Source organism: Halobacillus locisalis, assembly GCF_013694105.1.
GTDB lineage: Bacteria > Bacillota > Bacilli > Bacillales > Halobacillaceae > Halobacillus > Halobacillus locisalis.
On sequence record NZ_JACEFG010000001.1, the window covers coordinates 543,416 to 563,919 of the forward strand.

The window sequence follows — 20,504 nt, forward strand, 5'->3', positions numbered from 1 at the left end:
TTTGTACCTCCTTACATACATCTTCTATTGTAAATGGCTGGTCTACCGATTTCAACGAAACAATTCGAATGAACGAGGGAGTGACCGAAGTGTTTGAGGCGATTCTATTAACTTGTGTACACCACATTCAAGCAGAGCGAACGATTTCAGGCATCTATCATTTATTGACTGGAAAACGATCTTCACAAACGATGCAGGATGCAAAGGGGTATGCTTTGGAGGGGTTTTTTGGGATTTATAAATCCCTTGAAAGACATCAGCTTGACCATTACTTCAATCAATTGGAGCAGAAAGGGATGATTGAAACGAACGATCAGCAATTCGTCCATTTGACTGAAGTAGGAGAAAAAGGTTACCAGGAGATCGACGCATCGGCGATTGCTTACTTTCAGGGATTAACCTACCATCAGATGACACCGGTCTTTGAAAAGCGTCTGCTATTACTCGTTCAGACGATGACGAACATCACCAACAATAGGCGGTCTTTCATTCCGATTATCGATGACGCACCAACACAGTCATGGGTGAGAGGGATCTATGCATCCTATCAAGGCCAGACAGATTCGTTTGTAGATTCCCTTCATGAAGAACTGCACACTCTCTTATCCGGTCGAACGACTAGAGAAGCCTACGTGTTCAGTTCTCGGTTAACAGGGAATGGGGTCATTGGCCTCACATATGAACAACTTTCTACAGAGAGTGGTTTGAGTAAAGAAGACGTTCACCTTTATCTTCAACATGTGTATCATTACCTCTTACAAAAAGTCCGGCAGTACCCTAGTTCGTTTCCGATCCTTTCTCAATGCATAGAAGGTTTAGGTGATTCGACATTGATTACACAGTCGGCGAACCGTACGTATTATTATATAAAGCTAGGATGGACAATCGATGAAATTATGAAAAAGCGGCGTTTAAAGAAAAGTACAATTCAAGATCATCTAGTTGAAGCGGCTCTAGTCATTCCTGATTTTTCAATTGATTCCTTTATTTCGATCGAGGGACAATCTTTGATTCTTTCTATGACAGAGTCGTTAGAAACAAAACGTCTGAAGCAAATACACCAAGGGTTGAACGGTGAATTCAGCTACTTTCAAATTCGTCTGACCCTTGCCCATCATCAACATTTTTCGAAAGAAGGGACATCGTATGCATGATCTGACCCACTACTTAGAACAAACATTCGGATACTCGACTTTTCGTGAAGGACAGCGGACCATCATTGAGGACGTGTTACGTGGTGACGATGTGCTCGGTATTTTGCCTACTGGAACCGGAAAATCACTTTGTTATCAACTTCCTGCTCAAATTCAGGAAGGGATTACTGTCGTTGTATCTCCTTTGATTTCTTTAATGATCGATCAAGTCAAACAACTAAAATCACAAGGCTATAAATCAGTGATCGCTTTAAATAGTTTCATGGACCGAGAACAACGGATGAATGCGATGAAAAATGTAACACGTTATAAACTCATCTATGTATCTCCCGAGATGCTCCAGAACGATTGGCTCATTGAAAGGTTGCAACAAGCGACTGTAGATTTATTTGTGATTGACGAGGCACATTGTATCTCCCAGTGGGGACATGAATTCAGAACAGACTATTTAAAACTGCATCGCGTGATTCACCAACTCGGAGACCCTACAGTTTTAGCTCTTAGCGCGACGGCCACACCTGAAGTACAGGAAGATATCAAAGAAAAACTAAATAGGCCGGAAATGAAGCAGTTAATTTATCCTATGGATAAACCAAATATCAGTTTTGCGGTAAGACATGTATCGTCTCCTGGTGAGAAAGTGAAGCAGATTAAACAAGTGATAGCTAAGAATGATGCGCCGACGATGATTTATTTTTCAAGTAGGCAGTGGGCAGAGCGAGTAGCCGCTGAACTGCAACAAATAGGAACAAGACGTGTAGCCTTTTATCATGGTGGGATGGAGCAAACGGATCGTATGCTTGTCCAGCAGCAGTTCATGAATGATCAGTTGGATGTGATTTGTTGTACAAGTGCATTTGGTATGGGGGTAGACAAGAAGAACATTCGCTTAGTCATTCATTATCATTTCCCAGCACAACTTGAGTCGTTCATCCAAGAGGTGGGGCGTGCTGGTAGAGATGGCCATCCTTGTGTGAGCTTGGTCCTTCATACAGCAAAAGATCATTTATTACCACAAATGCTGATTGAGAGTGAAGTTCCGGAGAAAGCGGATGTGAATCATATTCTTTCTCATATTAATGGATACCGTTCATCGAACGAGCCATTGCCTGAAGATGAGCTTGTCAGAGAAAGGTTACGGCTTTCGGAATCCCAATGGAATTTTATCAAATATCAATTAGAAGAACGAGGCGTGATAGATGGGAGGGAGGTCATAAATAAACCGGATCACCCTCATGTAGTGCGTGACATCATACAGGTGGTTCAAGAAAGGTGGCATTATAAACAATCAAAGTTAAAAGAAATGATTGACTGGATTCACCACACAGAGTGCCGCAGGGAAGCTTTATATCGCCCGTTTCAAGACGAAGTGAGGACACCAATTGTAGCGTGCTGCGATGCTTGTTCTTTCGATATTGATGCACTCGAATTGTCAACGCAAAAGAAGAAAAGTAGCACACGAACGTGGGAAGAACGATTAGCTCTAGTGTTTGGTAGAGGAGGCAACCATGAAACGTCAAGCAGAAATCATCCAACAAATGAGCGATAAGGATATCACGATTCAATTGATAGCCACACAAATTATTCTACTTTCAATCGCTTTAGTGACAAGTCTTTTTCTTTTTGATGCTTACTGGTCTGATTGGATGAGTCTGTTCCCTATCTCTCCATCCATGTGGGTATGGTACGGGGTTATACCGGGACTTCTGATTCTACTCATCGATTTCACTCTTCTGTATAGTTTACCTAAACGGTTTTATGACGATGGCGGCATTAATGAGAAAGTGTTTAAGAACCGGACGACCCCAAGTGTCATTCTTCTTACGTTACTGATCGCGATTAGTGAGGAAATGCTGTTTAGAGGGGTTGTTCATACTCAATTTGGGTACGTGATTGCAAGTATCGTCTTTGCTGTCATTCATTTTCGCTATTTGACCAAACCGGTGCTTCTCATTTCTGTCCTATTAGTAAGCTTTTACATTGGCTATTTATTCGAAGTCACAGAAAGTCTCACGGTGACCATCACGGCTCACTTTATTGTGGATGCTGTGTTAGGTTTGTGGATTCGTTACGGAAAGTGGGGACGGGAAAATGGAGAGTCAACATCAATCAAAGGATCAAGCTGAGTCATTACGTACCTACAAAGAAGAAGGTGGATTTAAAGAGGGAATGGACGTCCTTGACCTACCTCCAAGAAGTGAAGTCCACCAACAACGCACCAAAAAAACAAAATGGAAAATCAGTAGTATGTGGATTCGCTTCCTGTTCTTATGGTTTGTTATTATAGCTGCGATCCTGCTTTCTTTTCCATACTGGGACCGGTGGTTTGGTTCATCAGAGAATCCTTCTATCATCGAAGAACACCCCCTGCATGAGCAAGTCACGGTAGACAACTAAAAACACCTCCGAAATGGAAGGAGGTGTAAGGATTAAGCTAAAAGAATACTTTTCTATCTTTCTCGAATTTAAGTATTTCGACGGCTTCTCGAAAGCGTTGGGAGTGGATGATTTCTCTTTCCCGCAAGAACTTGAGGCTATCATTCAAGCATGGGTCATCTGACATATTAATAATCCATTGATAAGTCGCTCTCGCTTTTTCTTCCGCAGCAATATCCTCATATAAATCGGCTATGGGGTCACCCTTAGCTGCGATGTAAGTAGCTGTCCACGGTGAACCAGCTGCATTACTGTAATATAAAGCATGATCATGGTTTGCATAATGCGCTCCTAAGCCGGCTTCTTTCATTTGTTCCGGCGTAGCATCTTTGGTTAGCTTATAAATCATAGTCGCAATCATCTCAAGGTGAGCAAATTCCTCCGTGCCAATGTCTGTTAAGAGTCCGATCACTTTGTCTGGAATGGTGTACCGCTGATTTAAGTAGCGCAGAGCGGCCGATAATTCACCGTCAGCTCCTCCGTATTGTTCAATCAAGTACTTCGCTAATCTAGGATTACATTCGGTCACCTTGACTGGATACTGCAACTTCTTCTCATAATACCACATCAAGCGTCCTCCTCACTCATAGTTGCCACGGCCAGGGGCTATCCTTCCAGTTCCATGGATAACCTGAATAGCTTGCCCCATATTGCCTGAGGGGCCCGAAATGTTGTTCATACACGTGCTTCAAGTCCCGACTTTCAACAGCTAATTGGTTAAATTGTTGAATAGCTTGAGAGTCTTGAGGGTGAGTATCTAAATAAAGAGTAAGATCCACCAAGGCAAAATCGACCATTTGAATTTTTTCCATCAGTTCATAGCGGTTAACGGTCTTTTGCTTGCTCATGATTGCCTCCTCTCTTTGCTGGGGCCGGGAAAGGATCATAAAAAGCGGGCCACAATGTCCCTTTATAGAGAGCTTCCTTCAAGGAGTACTGTGGCATGCTCGGTTGCTGGAAACCGATGTACAGGTCAGGAGGCGTCGAGTAACAAACGTATGGCCTTGGTGGGCATGGATCAAAAGGTCCGTGATATGGCTGATAACACTTCGTTGGCGTATTCATCACTTCATCATCACCTTCCATTACTCATCAACACACTTTATGCAACAGAATCTGTGGCTATTCTTTAAAAGAGGGGAGGAATCTGTAGGATACATAGAGAATTAAGAGTAGAAAAGACTATCAACGAGGTGATGAGATGTTTGTCAAAGGGATTATGAAGCCGTCGCATAAATCATACACGGCAAGAAGCGCTGATCCGTTGAATACGGTTCTTGAGATGTTAAATCAGCATGATATCGATTCCGTGCCTGTATTGGACGGTAAAATATTTAAAGGGATGGTTTCCAAGGAGACGATTTATCGTTCTTTCTTTAATGGAAATCAGTCAAAAGAACAATTCCTCAGTCAAACTACTGCTGGAGATATTGCAGATCATGAGGACCTTTATATTCATGATGAAGAGGTGTTTGAGCGTACCTTACCCTCTTTCAAAGGGTTTCCTGTTTTAGCGGTGGTCAATGAGAATAAAGAATTTCTTGGATTAGTCACAAGGTATGACGTTATTGAACAATTCGAGAGCGCGTTTGGAGTGAAGAGGGCTGGCATTCGGATCGCCTTTACGTCAGAGGAGTCTGCAGGGCGTATTGAACGATTAGGGGATATCATCCAGAGTTATCACGGAAACATTATTTCTCTCGCGACATTCGATGAAACAGACAAATTAGCAAGGCGCATCGTCTTGAAAATTGAGAAGAAAGACAATATTGACACATTCACGAAGAAGCTAGAGAAGTCTGGATTCCGTATTTTGAGTGTAAAAGAGGTATAAGCAAAGACCGCTATGGGTGGCATAGCGGTCTTTTTTTCTTTCACTTAGGCTGCTTTTTGTGATAAGATGTGTTTTACTCTCTTTCTGAGGATGGTGTTCTTCTTGGGTTTGATTATAAGTTTCATCATCACTATAGGAGTCCTATTGTTGCTCTATATGTTTTTTAAATCTCAGCATGATCATGTACGCACTCACGTGGTGCAAGATTCGCATTTTCCATCAACTATTCCTCTTACACTATTCTTTATATCAGATATACATAACCGGATTATCAAAGAGGGTACATTATCTCAAGTGAAAGAAGTCGACTTAATCATCATCGGCGGAGACCTCGTGGACAAACGGACGAGTCTCGAAAAGTTGAGAACAAACCTTGATAAACTCCGTCATTTCCAAGTACCAATCTATTTTGTGCCAGGCAATAATGACCATGAACTAAAAGAAAGCGAACTCTTAGAAGTTTTAACGGAATTTTCCATTCAAGTCTTAAGCAATGAAGATGACGTCTTTGAACATAAAGACGGATCTCCTCTTATGCTTAGTGGCATGGATCCCTATTTTTTGAGACCACGACATACTATGGCACAGATTCATCATTCAGATTGCTTCCAGATTCTTTGTGTCCACGATCCATTCGTGTATGAACGGATGAATAAAAAGGACCAAAAGAGATTTCATCTCGTTCTTAGTGGACATACACATGGTGGGCAAATTCGATTTCTTGGATTTGGACCTTATAAAAGGGGAGGATTTCGTACTTATGCGAGTCGACATCTGCTCGTAAGTGAAGGGTATGGGACCTCAGTTTGGCCATTACGTCTGGGAACGACTGCAGAATGTCATATTCTAACCATTCGGCGCCCGAGTGGGCTATAGAGAATATACAAATTTTACATGACATTTGCACAAACGATATAATGATAGTAAATATAGTGTGTGGGGGCAATCCTATGGCGAATACGAAACCGAAATATAACATTAAAGCCGTTTCTCAAATGATCGGTATACAGCCGGGTACGCTTCGTGCTTGGGAGCGGCGCTATCAAATGATTCGCCCTTCCCGGAATGAGGCCGGACACCGCCTGTACACCGATGATCATATAAGAATCTTGAAATGGCTGATGGAGAAAGTAAATAAGGGCTTCACAATCTCCCAAGCAGTAACGTTACTTGAGAGTAATGATCAAGTGTTTACAGAAACGAATGAGTCAGAGCATACAAACCAACTAGATAAAATCGGCGATGACCTCCTTGATGCCTTACTTTCTTTCAATGAAAATGATGCCCAAGCGAAACTGGATCATGCCTTCAGTCTCTTCACACCGGAAACCGTAGCTATTGATATCATAGGTCCCATTTTAGTTAAAATCGGCGACCTTTGGGAAGAGAATCAAATTACAAGTGCTCATGAGCATTTCGCCACTCAATTTATCCGTTCGAGAATCGGCATGATGCTTCTGTCCATTCCGACCGATGGAATGCTGCCGAAAGCCCTGCTTGTGTGTGGGCCAAATGAGCGCCATGAACTAGGTTTACTCATTTTCGCTTTATTCTTGAAAAGAAAAGGTTACGATGTCGTGTACTTAGGTCAGAGCATTGCAGGTGGAGACATTGATGTTGTGATCGAAGAAATTGATCCCACGTACATGTTCATGTCCTGTACCCTGAAAAAGAATATCCCCATAACCGTTCGGTTGGCTGAGTCATTATCAAAACAGTTTCCTGAATTGAAAATTGGCCTGGGTGGATATGCTTATGACAGGTTGTCCGAATTAGACAGAAAACGAATTCAACCGTTCATTGTAGGTAATTCTAAGAAAGATTGGGAGAAGTGGTTGCAACTCCGAGCATAATAAATATACGATTTAAGGTTGCCCCTGTGAATATGGGTTCGATATAATTTGAAAAAAGGTGCCATAATCATAACAAACATCATAAGATATAGATAAACACATTGTGACAGGGGGGCGATCATGTGCGAGTAGAAAGAATGACAAATGAGAAATTTAAAATCTTTCTGACGTTTGATGATTTAACGGACAGAGGCTTATCTCGCGATGAGCTATGGAGTGATTTGCCGAGTGTCCATCGTATATTTAGTGATATGATGTATGACGCTGGCATTGAACTAGGTGAAGAGCTTACTGGCGTACTACTTGTCCAAGTGTATTTGCTACAAGCTCAAGGCATGCTGATCATTGTCACAAGAAGTGAACCTGTAGACTTAGAAGAAGAAGAGGACTATTTAGAGATGAAAGTCACATTAGATGAAAGCAGCGAAATGATGTTTTCATTCCACCGCTTTGAAGATGTCATTCAGGCGGGTCTTCAACTCCATCGATTGAATGTTGACGGTGGAAGTGTCTACCATTATAACGATGATTATTATATGTTGTTGACTGACGAAGATGTCTGGCATTTGGACCAAGACCAAGTTATTGCTTTAATGTCTGAGTTCGCTTCAGCATCCGCAGCAACATCTCATCGTTTAATGGAATACGGTAAAACGATCATGGATGGCCATGCCTGCCGAACCATTCACCATTATTTTTCATAAGTTGAAAAAGGAACGATGCTCTTGTAGCCTCGTTCCTTTTGTTTGTTCGATATTTGGTATGCTTCTGTCACTTATGGATAGAAGAGCATAGAAGAACGTGTTACTATGATAAAGTATGTCCAATATTTTTTGCAGATAGAAATGGAGTGTAGATTATGAAGATTGCGGTTTTATACGGAGGCACTTCCGGTGAACGAGAGGTTTCTTTATCCACGGGTAAGGGAATTATAAAAGCATTAAAAAATAACGGCCATGAGGTCATAGATATCGATTTCTCGCCCGAGCGATTGGAAGAAGTCCTTGAATTAAATGTCGATCTCGTCTTCATAGGGCTGCACGGTCGCTTTGGAGAAGACGGTAAGATACAAGGGCTTTTAGATATGCTGGGTCTTCCTTATGTAGGCTCTGGCTCTTTAGCCTCTGCATTAGCAATGGATAAAGCGAAAGCAAAGCAAATCTTCTCTATGAATAATATCCAAATAGCTAAGAGTAAAGCGTATCCTGTGACAGATGAAACAGATACGATGAAGATCATCAAGGATGTTCGAAAAAAATTCTCGCTACCTTTTGTCGTCAAACCAAACCAGGAAGGCTCCACACTCGGCCTTACCATCGTAAAAACAGATGACCAAATTGAGGAAGCGATCCAATTAGCCGCAAGTTCTGATTCTACTATTCTCGTTGAAGAATATGTTAAAGGTCGAGAAGTCACAGTTCCTGTGATTGGTCGTCAGGGTGAAGAGCAGGCGCTTCCAGTGATTGAAATCATTCCAAAGAATGATTATTATGACTTTGATTCAAAATATAAACCAGGTGGAAGTGAACATATCGTACCAGCACCGATCGATTTGTCACTGACTGATCGATTGAAGAAAGAAGCGGTTCTTGCTCATCAGGAATTAGGGTGCAACGTGTACTCCCGTGTTGATTTCATCATAAATGAAAACGATGAACCGATTATCCTCGAAGTCAACACACTTCCAGGTATGACTCCAACGAGTCTGTTCCCAGACTCCGCTCTGGAAATTGGTTGGAGCTACGACGAGTTAATCCAGAAATTTGTCGAATTATCGACTTCAGGTAAATAGGGATTCGTGTAATCGCTTACAAATTCTTTTTGAAAAGAACAGAAATTAACCGTTTCTGCCTTTCCATTATAGAGGTGAGCGTGTATACTATTGACTGAAAGAAGACCCTTACGTGAATGGATGCATATAGGAGGTAAATGGATGGTAGCCGATAAGCCAACAGATACTGCAAACGAACAAAACGACAAATTAGACGTGTTAAAGTCCACGCAAACCGTGGTTAAAAAAGCACTTGATAAATTAGGGTATCCTGATGAAGTTTATGAACTGATGAAAGAACCCGTACGAATGATGACGGTGCGTATTCCTGTACGCATGGACAATGATAAAATAAAAATCTTTACTGGCTATCGAGCCCAGCATAACGATGCTGTAGGCCCTACAAAAGGTGGCGTCAGATTCCACCCTGGTGTATCAGAGAAGGAAGTGAAGGCACTCTCCATTTGGATGAGTTTGAAAGCAGGAATTGTCGACCTTCCTTATGGCGGAGGTAAAGGTGGTATTGTCTGTGATCCACGCGAAATGTCTTTCCGCGAACTTGAAGGTGTGAGTCGTGGTTATGTTCGGGCAATCAGTCAAATCGTAGGACCGACAAAAGACATTCCCGCGCCTGATGTATTTACAAACTCTCAAATCATGGCTTGGATGATGGATGAATACAGTCGTATTGATGAATTCAATAACCCTGGATTCATTACCGGAAAACCACTGGTACTTGGAGGATCACACGGTCGTGAAACGGCAACGGCCAAAGGTGTCACCATCTGTATCGAAGAAGCAGCGAAGAAAAAAGGAATTGAAGTTGAAGGTGCACGCGTCGTCGTACAAGGTTTCGGAAACGCAGGTAGTTTCCTTGCGAAATTCATGCACGACCGTGGCGCGAAAGTCATCGGTATATCTGATGCGTATGGTGGTCTTCATGATCCTGATGGACTCGACATCGATTACTTACTAGATCGCCGCGACAGTTTTGGAACAGTAACCAATCTGTTCAAAAATACAATCACAAACGAAGAGCTTCTAGAGCTCGATTGTGACATTCTTGTACCGGCAGCGATTGAAAATCAAATAACAGAAGACAATGCTTATAACATAAAAGCGTCCATCGTAGTCGAAGCTGCCAATGGCCCAACAACTCTAGACGCAACAAGGATTCTTTCAGAACGTGGCATTTTACTTGTACCCGACGTTTTGGCTTCCTCAGGAGGAGTGACAGTCTCGTACTTTGAATGGGTTCAAAACAATCAGGGATATTACTGGTCAGAAGAAGAAGTAGAAGAAAAGCTCCACAAAATCGTGGTTAAAGGGTTCGATAATGTATATAGAACTGCTGAAACCAGACGAGTGGATATGAGACTCGCAGCCTATATGGTAGGTGTGAGGAAGATGGCTGAAGCTTCAAGGTTCCGTGGATGGATATAGGTTGATTTGACAAGAGTAATCTCCTATCATTGTGATGGTAGGAGATTATTTTTTGTTCTTTTAAAATGGACGCCCTAATACGTAGTGTCCGTCCACTTCGATGAATGATACAGCGTCTACAATAGTTGATGGGCACTTTTGTAAAGAAAGAGGAGTGACAGACGTGCAACAAGAAAAAGTCATTATCATTGGTGGGGGTCCTTGTGGGATGAGTGCAGCAATAGAGCTGAAAAAACAAGGAATCCAGCCTCTCATTATAGAAAAAGGAAATATTGTGAACTCGATTTACCATTACCCGACTCACCAAACATTCTTCAGTTCCAGTGAAAAACTAGAAATTGGAGACATTCCATTTATCTCAGAACGTCAAAAACCGGTACGTAATGAAGCCCTCGCTTATTACCGGGCAGTCGCTGAGCGGGAAAAGCTGAATGTACATGCCTTTGAGAGAGTAGAAGAAGTGAAGAAAACGAATCAAGGATTTACCATTTCTACTGTAAAGAATACTGGTGAGAAGAGACAGTATCATGCTGAGCAGGTTGTAGTCGCTACCGGCTATTACGACCAACCGAACTATATGGGGATTAAAGGTGAAGAGCTGGCTAAAGTGATGCACTACTTCAAAGAAGCGCACCCTTATTACCAGAAAAATGTAGCCGTCATCGGTGGTAAGAACTCCGCTGCCGATGCCGCACTTGAGTTGGAGAAAGCTGGAGCTAACGTTACGGTTTTATATCGCGGTAGTGAATACTCTAAGAGTATTAAACCTTGGATCTTGCCTCAATTTGAAGCGTTAGTCAACAAGGGTATCGTTGATATGGAGTTTTGCGCTAACATTCAAGAAATTACCGACACTGAATTGGTGTATGAATGTGAAGGAGAAATCAGACGCATTCCAAATGATTTCGTATTCGCCATGACCGGGTATCGACCAGATCATAGCTTCTTAACAGAAATGGGAGTAGAAATGGACGAAGAAACGGGTCGACCGAATTTCAAAGAAGAGACGATGGAAACGAACGTGCCAGGCATTTATATTGCTGGAGTAATTGCGGCAGGATACAACAATAATGAGATCTTTATAGAAAATGGCCGCCATCATGGCGGTAAAATCGCACAGTCCATCCGTAACAAAGAATAGTAAAATCCCCGAAACTATGAGTTTCGGGGATTTTGTTTAGCTGAACATATGTTGCAATTCCGTCGGGTTGTTCGTCATTTCTAAGACAACCATCAATTTAATCCGTGCCTTTGGACCAGTGACGCCATTGGCGAAAATAACGCCCATATCCCTTAACTGACGACCACCACCGGCGTAGGCGTACGTATCTTGAACGACCCCTTGATAACAACGGGAAACGAGAACGATCGGAATGCCATGGTCGATGGTTCTTCGAACGGCCTCTACCGTATCCGGAGGTAAGTTTCCCTGCCCTAGCGCTTCAATCACCATACCATCAACTCCGCTTTCTCTTACGGCATCAATGAGCGTACCGTCCATCCCGGCGTACGCCTTAATAAGAGAAACTTTCTTGTTAATGCTCTGAATGGGGTAGGAATCGTAACGTGTCATCTTATGATGGAAGAATACATCCGTCTTCGTTGTAATCCCAATTGGCCCATATTGAGGGCTTTGGAATGTAGCCACATTACTTGTTGATGTTTTCGTTACGTTTCGAGCTGTATGAATTTCATCATTCATCACAACAAGTACCCCTTTATCTTGAGCCTCATCACAACTTGCCACACGTATAGCACTTAACAAATTATACAATCCATCTGAGCCGATTTCGTTACTTGAACGCATAGCACCTGTGACGACAACTGGTTTTCTCGTTTGCAAAAACAAATCAAGAAAATAAGCCGTTTCTTCTAAAGTATCGGTTCCGTGTGTAATGACCACTCCATCATAGTTTTTTTTCGCCATCCGCTCATGTATGCTTTGTCCTAACTTAAGCATATGGTCAGGGCGGATGTGGGGAGAGGGGAGGTAGAAGATGATCTCATCTTCTATTTCTGTTTCCCTGGCAAGCATCGCGGATATTTCATCTAATGGGTGCTTTTCAGAGGTGTTTACTTCTCCTGTTTCTTTATTTTCTTTCATAGATATTGTTCCACCAGTATGTAACACTAAAATCCTTTTCATCTTTACCACCAACTTCCATTCATTTGTTTCCTTTCCTTCCTTTCCATGATACGATGAAACGTAGGTGAAAGAAAGAGAGAGGGCTGATTGATTATGGCCATTCTAACTGCGGCCATTTCTCCTGCCGTAGCCATCATGACATTTATATATTTGAGTAAGAAAATAGAATTAGAACCCTTGCCCTTGATTGTACGCATGTTCATCATCGGGGTTATTATGGTTTTTCCGATTATGTTCATCCAGTATGCGTTTGAAGCGGAGAATATATTTCAATCGCCTTTATTAAAGTCCTTTTTTTTAGCTGGATTAATTGAAGAATTTTTCAAATGGTTTTTTTTGTTGTTTGTGGCCTATCAACATTCAGCTTTTGATCATCATTACGATGGCATTATTTATGCTGTCGCGATCAGTTTAGGGTTCGCGACGATTGAGAATATCATTTATCTTTTTGCCAATGGAATAGAAATTGCCATGTTACGGGCTATTTTTCCCGTTTCTTCCCACGCTTTATTCGGAATCATAATGGGCTTTTATATAGGAAAAGCCAAATTCACTAACGCTCATCCTACATTGTGTCTATTTTTTGCATTGATGATTCCTGTCAGTTTACATACACTTTATGACTATATCATTACGGTTCGTGAACAAACCTGGCTCTATTGGATTACTCCTTTCATGATTGTATTATGGGTCATTGGATTCAGGAAGATACAAGCTGCGAACAAGCACCATGAAGAATTGTTGAAACCTTAGAAACCTGTCGAATCTCGGCAGGTTTTTTAGTGAACGAAGATAAGGATATGATTTCTGAAATAGCAGAGACTTGCATCACTTAATCGTCTTTGTAGCTGACTTGACATGTATAACTTTCATCATTCGTCGAAAACTAGCCCTATGAAGAGAAACTGGGATCTTTGTAAGGATAGGTGAGCGGTTTCGTCGGCCTTTTGCAACTTCATGGAATCAATGAACTGTAAGAGAAGGATGAAAATTATTAAGGTCAGGAGTGTACAGGGATGATATGGAAAAAAACAGTCATCATCGTTTTAGGTTTTAGTATGATGGTCATGCCTCTTTCAGAATGGACGAATGTAAAACCCGTTCATGCATTTTCCAATCAGGTCATTCAGCAAGGGGCTACTGGAGATGACGTGATTGAATTACAGTCTAGGTTGCAGTACCTCGGTTTCTATAATGGCGAAATCGATGGAGTATTCGGTTGGGGTACTTACTGGGCTGTACGAAATTTTCAAAGTGAATTCGGTTTAGAGATTGATGGACTTGTTGGTCAGGCAGTGAAAGATAAATTGAACAAAGCAAGCAATTATGATGAGGGATTTGTTAAAGAGCAGATTCGCCAAGGGAACGACTTCACTTATTACGGAGGTGTCCCAAAGGAACAACAGTCTGATCAAGGGCAACAAGGACAACAACAAGGACAACAGCAAGAGAATGAAGTGACCGAACAACCTGATGAACCGACCGCGGTCAATGTGCCAAGTGGCTATTCTCAAAATGATATACAATTGATGGCAAATGCTGTGTATGGTGAGGCGCGAGGAGAACCATACGTGGGTCAAGTAGCTGTTGCGGCTGTGATTATTAACCGTGTATCCAGTCCTTCGTTCCCGAATTCCGTGTCGGGTGTCATTTTTGAGCCTAGAGCTTTCACCGCCGTCAGTGATGGGCAGATATGGCTGACGCCGAACGAAACGGCGAAAGAAGCCGTCCTAGATGCACTTAACGGATGGGATCCATCTGGTCAAGCGATTTATTATTTTAACCCTAATACTGCAACGTCGAGCTGGATCTGGACACGACCACAAATCAAACAAATCGGAAAACATGTCTTTTGTAAATAGGAGGTGCAAGACAAATGATTCGAACGATCATCATTGCGCTGTTAAGTATTACGACGATTGGTGCTGGTGTGTGGGGGTATAAAGAAAACCAAGATAAAAATGCTGTGCTCATTCAAGCTGAAAATAGTTATCAGCGAGCTTTTCACGAACTCACATACAATATGGAACTGCTACACGATAAAATCGGGGCGTCTCTCGCAATGAATTCCCGTCAGCAATTATCCCCGCAACTTGCTGAAATATGGAAAGTCACATCTGAAGCCAATAGTGACGTTGGGCAATTACCTTTGACCCTTATGCCTTTCAACAAAACGGAAGAGTTCTTATCACAAATTGGTGATTTTGCCTATCGTACAGCCGTGCGTGATTTGGAGAAAAAACCATTGAGCGAAGATGAAGTCAAGAAGTTGGAAGAGCTACATGAGTATTCAAGAGAAATTAAGAATGAACTTCGTAAAGTTCAAAACGTTGTACTTAAAGACAACCTTCGTTGGATGGATGTACAACTAGCTTTGGCAACGAATGATGAGGTAGGGGATAATACGATTGTGAACGGCTTCAAAACGGTTGAAAAAACCGTGGATGGATTTGAAACAACAGAGCTAGGGACAGGAACCGGTTCTTCTGGTCCAGATAAACAGTACAAGTTTATTACGGGTAATGAAATCTCTGAAAAGCAAGCCAAGAAAATCGCAAGTCGATGGCTGGAAGATGTGGATCAATCCAAACTTACGATGACAAGCTCTGGTAAAGGAGCGGACGTTCCGACCATCACCGGTTCATTCCAAGACGGCGAGAAAAACGGCTATATAGACTTAACGAAAAAAGGCGGTCATCCATTAACGGTGATGATCAGTCGTCCCGTTAAGGAATCGAAAATCAGTTTGCATGAAGCTTCAAACGAGGCGAAGAAGTATGTGAAACAACTAGATGTCGAATCATTGGAGCTCGTCGAAAGTAGTCAATACGAAAAGATCGGAATCTTCCGTTTTGTTCACACAAAAGATGATATTCGATATTATCCAGACGCTATGGTCGTGAAGGTGGCTTTAGATAATGGCGAAGTTCTAGGGCTATCCGCACGCGAATATTTCAATTTTCATAATAAGCGAGCGATCAACCCTCCAACACTATCCGAAGAGGAGGCGCGGTCTAGGGTTAATCCGCAGCTCGAGATTCAAGAACATCGTTTAGCTGTCATTGAAAATGATATTAAAGAGGAAGTCCTATGCTATGAATTCCTCACGACGATGGAAGGAACGACCTATCGCATATTCATAAACGCAACCAATGGAAATGAAGAGAAAGTAGAAACCATGAAGAAATCAGAAACGAAGTTCAATGAAGAAGTTTAAAGGGTGTATAAGTGTGAAATCCAAAGAGCGAGCGGAGAGTCTTTGTGGCTTACCGCTCGTTTTAAAATTATTGAACAACGTTCTACATATTCGGCTACTCTTGGGATAATTAAGTCCTTTTCACACATTGAAAAGGCTTTTTTCTTTCTGTGGACATTATAGGTGATAATGGGTAAAAAGCCTCAACTTACTTTAGATTTAAATCTTTATACCTACTCTCTTCCATTTTTTAAGAAAGGATGAGATAATTATATGCATGAGAGAGCCGTGTTCAAGGGGGATAAACATGGAAATTATCAAAATTGGAATGCCTATAAATTTAGATGTGGATCGTGGTCCAGAAGAAGAAGAGGATAAATACAAGTGCAAGCTTGTTGATTTCCAAGGTGAATACATATATATCGACTACCCTGTACACACCTCAACTGGTAAGACGGGCTTTTTTATGGAAGGTGCTCAGTTTCAAGCGAGTTTTGTTGGCGAAGATCAATCCGTATATTGGTTTGAAACAGAAGTGGTGGCACGCAAAAAGTTGAATATTCCGGTCATCGTTCTGACGTTTCCTGGTATGGAAAAACTTGAACGCATTCAGAGGAGAAGATACGTACGTGTAGAGACGTCCGTTGATGTTTCGATAATGGGGGAAGAAGGCTCGCATACCACGGTTACATCGGATATTAGTGGAGGCGGTGTAGCGGTTGTCCAGCCTAAAACTAGAGCACTCAAGGAGGGGGAGGGTTTAAATATGATGTTAATCCTTGGGATGAATTCTGGGGAGTATTATTATGTTGAGACGAGAGGAACTGTCATTCGAGTGATTCAACAAAAGAACAGTAACCCGCCTAAAGTGTCAGTAGAATTCGATGATATATTAGATAAACATAGACAAAAAGTCATTCAGTTCTGTTTCGAGCAGCAGATGCATATGCGCAGGCGACGTTTACAATAGCAAAATAAGATGGATTTTTCATAAAATGTTATGTTATTCTTTACATTGATTACACCACGAAAACAGCATCAGACAGGCGATAGATCATGAAAATTTTTCGATCAATGGGATGCTTTTAATGTTAGTAATGGAAAGATGGAGGCAGGTTTTGTATGAGCACAATGACAATTGCAATTGACGGTCCAGCGGCTGCAGGAAAGAGTACCGTCGCTAAAAAAGTAGCAGAAAAACTCTCTTTTATCTATGTGGATACTGGGGCTATGTACCGCGCATTAACTTGGAAAGCGCTCCAAGAGAAAATATCATTAGAGGATGAAAGTGCTCTAGAGCAGTTATTAAAACAGAGTGATTTAAAACTCGTTCAGTCCGATCAGGGTCAACGGGTGATGGTAAACGGACGCGACGTATCCGATGAAATTCGGACAAACGAAGTAACCAATCAAGTATCGATTGTCGCAAAGCACAAGCACGTTAGAGAAGAAATGGTCAATCGTCAGCAACAATTAGTTAAGGAACAAGGCGTAGTCATGGATGGACGTGACATAGGTACGCATGTACTTCCAAATGCTGAGGTCAAAATCTTCATGATAGCTTCCGTCGAAGAACGTGCCGAACGGCGATACAAAGAAAATGTAGAAAAAGGCTTTTCGTCAGATCTAGAGCAGTTAAAAGAGGAAATCCGCAAGCGTGACGATCTCGATTCAAATCGTGAAACTTCCCCACTCTTAAAAGCGGAGGATGCCATTGAGTTGGATACTACTTCTTTATCAATCGATGAAGTCGTTGATCGGATCATCGACATCGTGAAGAAGACGGAAGAACAGGAGGATTGAAGCATGAATCTCTACAAACTTGGTAAGTTTCTTTGTACAGTCATTTTTTATCCCTTGTACCGCATCAAGGTGGTCGGGAAAGAAAACATACCGAAAGAAGGTCCCGTGATCATTTGTTCCAACCACATTTCGAACTTCGATCCTCCCATTGTCGGGATTACAAGCAGTCGAAACATCTACTTCATGGCAAAAGAAGAATTGTTTAAGAACCGCTTCATTGGGGGAATATTGAAAAGAGTTCATGCCTTTCCAATAAAACGAGGCATGCGCGACCGAAATGCACTCCGTAAAGGTCTTGGAGTATTGAAAGATCATCATGCACTAGGGTTATTCCCGGAAGGAACAAGGCAAAAGAATGGGGAAATCGGAAAAGGACTTGCTGGTGCAGGCTTTTTCGCGCTCCGCTCAAATGCTTATATCGTTCCGTGTGCCATTATCGGGCCGTATGAAAAGTTCAAACCTCTTAAAGTTGTTTATGGTGAACCGATCGATATGACGGAATATCGCGAGGAAAAAGCCTCTGCACAAGTTGTTACAGATCGGATTATGGAAGAAATCAGACAATTGCATAAAATTAATCAATAAACAGAGGTAATTACTTGACAAACGGCGCTAAATATTAGAAGTTAGACAAAAGGGCATTTCTGTATTTCGGTTGTGTCGGAATTTGAAGGAGGTAGCTTGGTATGGATGAAATGAATCAAGAAGTATCTGGAATGAAAGAATTCTCTGCAGGGGACATCGTGACTGGTAAAGTCGTGAAGATTGAAGAAAAACAGGTCCTCGTAGATGTTGGATATAAAGTGGAGGGTATTGTCCCTATAAGTGAATTATCCAGCCTTCATGTAGAAAAAGCATCTGATGCTGTCAGTGAAGGAGACGAGCTGACGCTGCAAGTTAAGAAAGTAGAAGATGACGAAATCGTACTATCCAAGCGTGCTGTGGATGCCGATAAAGCTTGGCAGGACTTGGAAGAGAAATTTGAAAGCGGTGAAATTTTCGAAGCCGAGGTAAAGGACGTTGTAAAAGGCGGACTTGTCGTGGATATCGGACTTCGTGGATTTATTCCTGCGTCCCTAGTCGAAACTTACTATGTTGAAGATTTTGAGGACTACAAAGGTAAGAGCCTTACCTTGAAAGTCGTTGAACTGGATCGAGAACAGAACCGCGTTATTCTTTCTCATCGTGCTGTTGTTGAGCAAGAAGAATCTGCAAAAAAATATGACGTCCTTCAATCACTTGAAGACGGTCAAGAAATCGAAGGTACTGTTCAGCGTTTAACAGACTTCGGTGCGTTCGTAAACCTTGGAGGTATTGACGGTCTCGTACATATCTCCCAACTTTCTCATCAACATGTTGAGAAAGCTTCAGATGTGGTGGAAGAAGGTCAAACGGTCAAAGTTAAAGTTCTGTCTGTTGATCGTGATAATGAAAGAATTTCCCTTTCACTTAAAGCGACACAGCCTGGACCGTGGCACGATATTCAGAACAAAGTGAAAACAGGCGAAGTGTTAGAAGGAACGGTTCGCCGTTTAGTGAGCTTTGGTGCTTTCGTTGAAGTGCTTCCTGGAGTAGAAGGACTTGTACACATTTCACAAATTTCCAATCGTCACATCGGTACCCCTGATGAGGTATTGGAAGAAGGGCAACAAGTAGAAGTGAAAGTGTTAGATGTAGACGAAAATGCTAAACGACTATCACTAAGCATGAAGGAACTTGAACGCGATGAAGAGCGTCAAGATATTCAGCAGTATGAGAAAGAGGATGACAATTCCGGATTTTCACTAAGTGATATGATTGGTGATAAATTAGACAAGTATAAAAAATAATAAGATGGTGATGGATGTGTCTAGATCTGAAAGGAAGATTGACCATATCCACCATGCGCTAGGTCACGAAAGAGAACACCATAATCATTTCGATGATATGGATATTGTTCACCAGAGTTTAGCTAACCTAGACTATCATTCTTTAAATATAGGTACAGAGGTAGGGGAACTTTCATTAAGTTCCCCTCTTTTTGTCAATGCTATGACTGGCGGTGGTGGAGCAAAAACAGAGGAGATTAATCGTGACATAGCTATTGCAGCAAAAGAAACGGGTATTGGAATGGCTGTCGGATCGCAAATGTCTGCTTTGAAAAACCCTGAGGAACGCAAAACATATGAAATTGTTCGTGAGATGAATCCTGAGGGTACCATTTTTGCAAATGTAGGTAGCGAAGCCAATGCGGAACAAGCTTTAGAAGCTATAAATATGTTGCAGGCAGATGCCTTACAAATACACATTAACACTTTACAGGAAATGATCATGCCTGAGGGGGACCGTAATTTCACGGAGCGGTTGAAGAATATCGAACAGATCGTAACGAAGTCTACTGTACCCGTTATTGTGAAAGAAGTCGGGTATGGGATATCGAAAGAGAGCGTCAGCACACTGAGAAGTATCGGAGTTCGTTATATTGATGTTGGAGGTCGTGGTGGAACTAATTTCTCTAAAGTAGAAAATCTGCGAAGAGAAAAACCACTTGCATCCTTTAACAATTGGGGAATCCCGACACCGATGTCGATCCTTGAACTAAGCCATCATTTCCCTGATATCCATTTGATTGGATCCGGCGGTGTACGTCATGGGCTTGATGGGGTGAAGTCTCTTATTCTTGGTGCCAAAGCCTTTGGGATGGCCGGGGGACTGCTGAAAGTTCTTATTGATGAAGGTAAGGACGCATTGGTTACAGAAATCGAGCATATTCACCGTGAAGTGAAAATCGCAATGATGCTAATGAATGCTAGAGGAATCCCTGATTTCAGAAATAAAGCTTATGTATTATATGGGCGAACAAAAGAATGGGCGGACCAACGTCTTTAA

The 20,504-nt window shown here is 41.9% G+C and carries 23 protein-coding genes; 19 read left to right on the forward strand and 4 right to left on the reverse strand.

The features are described 5' to 3' along the window. Window positions 1-68 precede the first annotated feature (68 nt). From H0266_RS02885 to H0266_RS02900, 4 genes are read left to right on the forward strand one after another with little or no spacing between them, the layout of a single operon-like run. Window positions 69-1,154, forward strand: a complete 1,086-nt coding sequence (locus H0266_RS02885) for a YpbB family protein (protein ID WP_181470870.1) — start codon at window positions 69-71, stop codon at window positions 1,152-1,154. Further along, window positions 1,147-2,703 carry a RecQ family ATP-dependent DNA helicase gene (locus H0266_RS02890; RefSeq protein WP_181470871.1) on the forward strand — a complete coding sequence of 519 codons (1,557 nt, stop codon included), beginning with the start codon at window positions 1,147-1,149 and terminating at the stop codon, window positions 2,701-2,703. Before H0266_RS02885 ends, H0266_RS02890 begins: the two co-directional genes overlap by 8 nt. Continuing rightward, window positions 2,663-3,280, forward strand: a complete 618-nt coding sequence (locus tag H0266_RS02895) for a CPBP family intramembrane glutamic endopeptidase (RefSeq protein WP_181470872.1) — start codon at window positions 2,663-2,665, stop codon at window positions 3,278-3,280. The genes H0266_RS02890 and H0266_RS02895 overlap by 41 nt, the downstream gene beginning before the upstream one ends. Continuing rightward, complete coding sequence (locus H0266_RS02900; RefSeq protein ID WP_181470873.1) at window positions 3,246-3,551, forward strand: hypothetical protein; 306 nt, start codon at window positions 3,246-3,248, stop codon at window positions 3,549-3,551. Before H0266_RS02895 ends, H0266_RS02900 begins: the two co-directional genes overlap by 35 nt. A gap of 37 nt (window positions 3,552-3,588) precedes the next feature. Here H0266_RS02900 and H0266_RS02905 read toward each other — a convergent pair whose 3' ends face one another. The 3 genes from H0266_RS02905 to H0266_RS02915 are packed head-to-tail and all read right to left on the reverse strand — an operon-like array spanning window position 3,589 to window position 4,655. Next, entirely contained in the window at window positions 3,589-4,158 is a 570-nt protein-coding gene (locus H0266_RS02905) for a manganese catalase family protein (RefSeq protein WP_181470874.1), read from the reverse strand. Between the two features lie 16 nt (window positions 4,159-4,174). Further along, window positions 4,175-4,438: a spore coat protein CotJB gene (locus H0266_RS02910; RefSeq protein WP_181470875.1), complete on the reverse strand. Its 264-nt coding sequence runs from the start codon at window positions 4,436-4,438 to the stop codon at window positions 4,175-4,177. Then, a complete protein-coding gene (locus H0266_RS02915) occupies window positions 4,416-4,655 on the reverse strand; it encodes a spore coat associated protein CotJA (RefSeq protein WP_181471711.1) in 240 nt (79 codons plus the stop codon). Before H0266_RS02915 ends, H0266_RS02910 begins: the two co-directional genes overlap by 23 nt. 154 nt (window positions 4,656-4,809) lie before the next feature. Here H0266_RS02915 and H0266_RS02920 point away from each other — a divergent pair, with 154 nt between their 5' ends. From H0266_RS02920 to H0266_RS02950, 7 genes are all read left to right on the forward strand, one after another. Then, the gene (locus H0266_RS02920; protein WP_246363609.1) at window positions 4,810-5,424 is read left to right on the forward strand and encodes a CBS domain-containing protein; all 615 of its coding nucleotides are present in this window, start codon (window positions 4,810-4,812) and stop codon (window positions 5,422-5,424) included. Window positions 5,425-5,580: 156 nt separating this feature from the next. Further along, the gene (locus tag H0266_RS02925; RefSeq protein WP_246363715.1) at window positions 5,581-6,300 is read left to right on the forward strand and encodes a metallophosphoesterase; all 720 of its coding nucleotides are present in this window, start codon (window positions 5,581-5,583) and stop codon (window positions 6,298-6,300) included. A gap of 74 nt (window positions 6,301-6,374) precedes the next feature. Continuing rightward, a complete protein-coding gene (locus H0266_RS02930) occupies window positions 6,375-7,277 on the forward strand; it encodes a MerR family transcriptional regulator (protein ID WP_181470878.1) in 903 nt (300 codons plus the stop codon). 122 nt (window positions 7,278-7,399) lie between these two features. Then, entirely contained in the window at window positions 7,400-7,981 is a 582-nt protein-coding gene (locus tag H0266_RS02935; RefSeq protein ID WP_181470879.1) for a genetic competence negative regulator, read from the forward strand. A gap of 155 nt (window positions 7,982-8,136) precedes the next feature. Continuing rightward, window positions 8,137-9,069: a D-alanine--D-alanine ligase family protein gene (locus H0266_RS02940; RefSeq protein ID WP_181470880.1), complete on the forward strand. Its 933-nt coding sequence runs from the start codon at window positions 8,137-8,139 to the stop codon at window positions 9,067-9,069. A gap of 141 nt (window positions 9,070-9,210) precedes the next feature. Next, complete coding sequence (locus H0266_RS02945; protein ID WP_181470881.1) at window positions 9,211-10,491, forward strand: Glu/Leu/Phe/Val family dehydrogenase; 1,281 nt, start codon at window positions 9,211-9,213, stop codon at window positions 10,489-10,491. A gap of 163 nt (window positions 10,492-10,654) precedes the next feature. Continuing rightward, complete coding sequence (locus H0266_RS02950) at window positions 10,655-11,632, forward strand: YpdA family putative bacillithiol disulfide reductase (RefSeq protein WP_181470882.1); 978 nt, start codon at window positions 10,655-10,657, stop codon at window positions 11,630-11,632. A gap of 36 nt (window positions 11,633-11,668) precedes the next feature. Here H0266_RS02950 and H0266_RS02955 read toward each other — a convergent pair whose 3' ends face one another. Beyond that, window positions 11,669-12,637, reverse strand: coding sequence for an asparaginase (locus H0266_RS02955; protein ID WP_181470883.1), 969 nt, complete (start codon window positions 12,635-12,637; stop codon window positions 11,669-11,671). Window positions 12,638-12,730: 93 nt separating this feature from the next. Here H0266_RS02955 and prsW point away from each other — a divergent pair, with 93 nt between their 5' ends. The 8 genes from prsW (at window position 12,731) to fni (ending at window position 20,504) form a co-directional block, all read left to right on the forward strand. Further along, a complete protein-coding gene (prsW, locus tag H0266_RS02960) occupies window positions 12,731-13,390 on the forward strand; it encodes a glutamic-type intramembrane protease PrsW (protein ID WP_181470884.1) in 660 nt (219 codons plus the stop codon). A 305-nt stretch (window positions 13,391-13,695) separates the two neighbouring features. After that, the gene (sleB, locus tag H0266_RS02965) at window positions 13,696-14,499 is read left to right on the forward strand and encodes a spore cortex-lytic enzyme (protein ID WP_425484290.1); all 804 of its coding nucleotides are present in this window, start codon (window positions 13,696-13,698) and stop codon (window positions 14,497-14,499) included. Between the two features lie 14 nt (window positions 14,500-14,513). After that, window positions 14,514-15,854, forward strand: coding sequence for a germination protein YpeB (gene ypeB, locus H0266_RS02970; RefSeq protein ID WP_181470886.1), 1,341 nt, complete (start codon window positions 14,514-14,516; stop codon window positions 15,852-15,854). 286 nt (window positions 15,855-16,140) lie between these two features. After that, window positions 16,141-16,803: a flagellar brake protein gene (locus H0266_RS02975; RefSeq protein ID WP_181470887.1), complete on the forward strand. Its 663-nt coding sequence runs from the start codon at window positions 16,141-16,143 to the stop codon at window positions 16,801-16,803. A gap of 152 nt (window positions 16,804-16,955) precedes the next feature. Further along, entirely contained in the window at window positions 16,956-17,636 is a 681-nt protein-coding gene (gene cmk / locus H0266_RS02980) for a (d)CMP kinase (RefSeq protein WP_181470888.1), read from the forward strand. Between the two features lie 3 nt (window positions 17,637-17,639). Further along, window positions 17,640-18,221, forward strand: coding sequence for a lysophospholipid acyltransferase family protein (locus H0266_RS02985; protein WP_181470889.1), 582 nt, complete (start codon window positions 17,640-17,642; stop codon window positions 18,219-18,221). Window positions 18,222-18,322: 101 nt separating this feature from the next. Continuing rightward, window positions 18,323-19,465 carry a 30S ribosomal protein S1 gene (gene rpsA / locus H0266_RS02990; RefSeq protein WP_181470890.1) on the forward strand — a complete coding sequence of 381 codons (1,143 nt, stop codon included), beginning with the start codon at window positions 18,323-18,325 and terminating at the stop codon, window positions 19,463-19,465. A gap of 10 nt (window positions 19,466-19,475) precedes the next feature. After that, window positions 19,476-20,504 carry a type 2 isopentenyl-diphosphate Delta-isomerase gene (fni, locus tag H0266_RS02995; RefSeq protein WP_343063198.1) on the forward strand — a complete coding sequence of 343 codons (1,029 nt, stop codon included), beginning with the start codon at window positions 19,476-19,478 and terminating at the stop codon, window positions 20,502-20,504.

Excerpts from the sequence above, each read along its gene's own strand:
- H0266_RS02885 (WP_181470870.1), top strand. The coding sequence starts at position 69 with ATGAACGAGGGAGTGACCGAAGTGTTTGAGGCGATTCTATTAACTTGT.
- H0266_RS02890 (WP_181470871.1), top strand. The coding sequence starts at position 1,147 with ATGCATGATCTGACCCACTACTTAGAACAAACATTCGGATACTCGACT.
- H0266_RS02895 (WP_181470872.1), top strand. The coding sequence starts at position 2,663 with ATGAAACGTCAAGCAGAAATCATCCAACAAATGAGCGATAAGGATATC.
- H0266_RS02900 (WP_181470873.1), top strand. The coding sequence starts at position 3,246 with ATGGAGAGTCAACATCAATCAAAGGATCAAGCTGAGTCATTACGTACC.
- H0266_RS02905 (WP_181470874.1), bottom strand. The coding sequence starts at position 4,158 with ATGTGGTATTATGAGAAGAAGTTGCAGTATCCAGTCAAGGTGACCGAA.
- H0266_RS02910 (WP_181470875.1), bottom strand. The coding sequence starts at position 4,438 with ATGAGCAAGCAAAAGACCGTTAACCGCTATGAACTGATGGAAAAAATT.
- H0266_RS02915 (WP_181471711.1), bottom strand. The coding sequence starts at position 4,655 with ATGAATACGCCAACGAAGTGTTATCAGCCATATCACGGACCTTTTGAT.
- H0266_RS02920 (WP_246363609.1), top strand. The coding sequence starts at position 4,810 with ATGAAGCCGTCGCATAAATCATACACGGCAAGAAGCGCTGATCCGTTG.
- H0266_RS02925 (WP_246363715.1), top strand. The coding sequence starts at position 5,581 with ATGTTTTTTAAATCTCAGCATGATCATGTACGCACTCACGTGGTGCAA.
- H0266_RS02930 (WP_181470878.1), top strand. The coding sequence starts at position 6,375 with ATGGCGAATACGAAACCGAAATATAACATTAAAGCCGTTTCTCAAATG.
- H0266_RS02940 (WP_181470880.1), top strand. The coding sequence starts at position 8,137 with ATGAAGATTGCGGTTTTATACGGAGGCACTTCCGGTGAACGAGAGGTT.
- H0266_RS02945 (WP_181470881.1), top strand. The coding sequence starts at position 9,211 with ATGGTAGCCGATAAGCCAACAGATACTGCAAACGAACAAAACGACAAA.
- H0266_RS02955 (WP_181470883.1), bottom strand. The coding sequence starts at position 12,637 with ATGAAAAGGATTTTAGTGTTACATACTGGTGGAACAATATCTATGAAA.
- prsW (WP_181470884.1), top strand. The coding sequence starts at position 12,731 with ATGGCCATTCTAACTGCGGCCATTTCTCCTGCCGTAGCCATCATGACA.
- sleB (WP_425484290.1), top strand. The coding sequence starts at position 13,696 with ATGATGGTCATGCCTCTTTCAGAATGGACGAATGTAAAACCCGTTCAT.
- ypeB (WP_181470886.1), top strand. The coding sequence starts at position 14,514 with ATGATTCGAACGATCATCATTGCGCTGTTAAGTATTACGACGATTGGT.
- H0266_RS02975 (WP_181470887.1), top strand. The coding sequence starts at position 16,141 with ATGGAAATTATCAAAATTGGAATGCCTATAAATTTAGATGTGGATCGT.
- cmk (WP_181470888.1), top strand. The coding sequence starts at position 16,956 with ATGAGCACAATGACAATTGCAATTGACGGTCCAGCGGCTGCAGGAAAG.
- H0266_RS02985 (WP_181470889.1), top strand. The coding sequence starts at position 17,640 with ATGAATCTCTACAAACTTGGTAAGTTTCTTTGTACAGTCATTTTTTAT.
- rpsA (WP_181470890.1), top strand. The coding sequence starts at position 18,323 with ATGGATGAAATGAATCAAGAAGTATCTGGAATGAAAGAATTCTCTGCA.
- fni (WP_343063198.1), top strand. The coding sequence starts at position 19,476 with ATGGATGTGTCTAGATCTGAAAGGAAGATTGACCATATCCACCATGCG.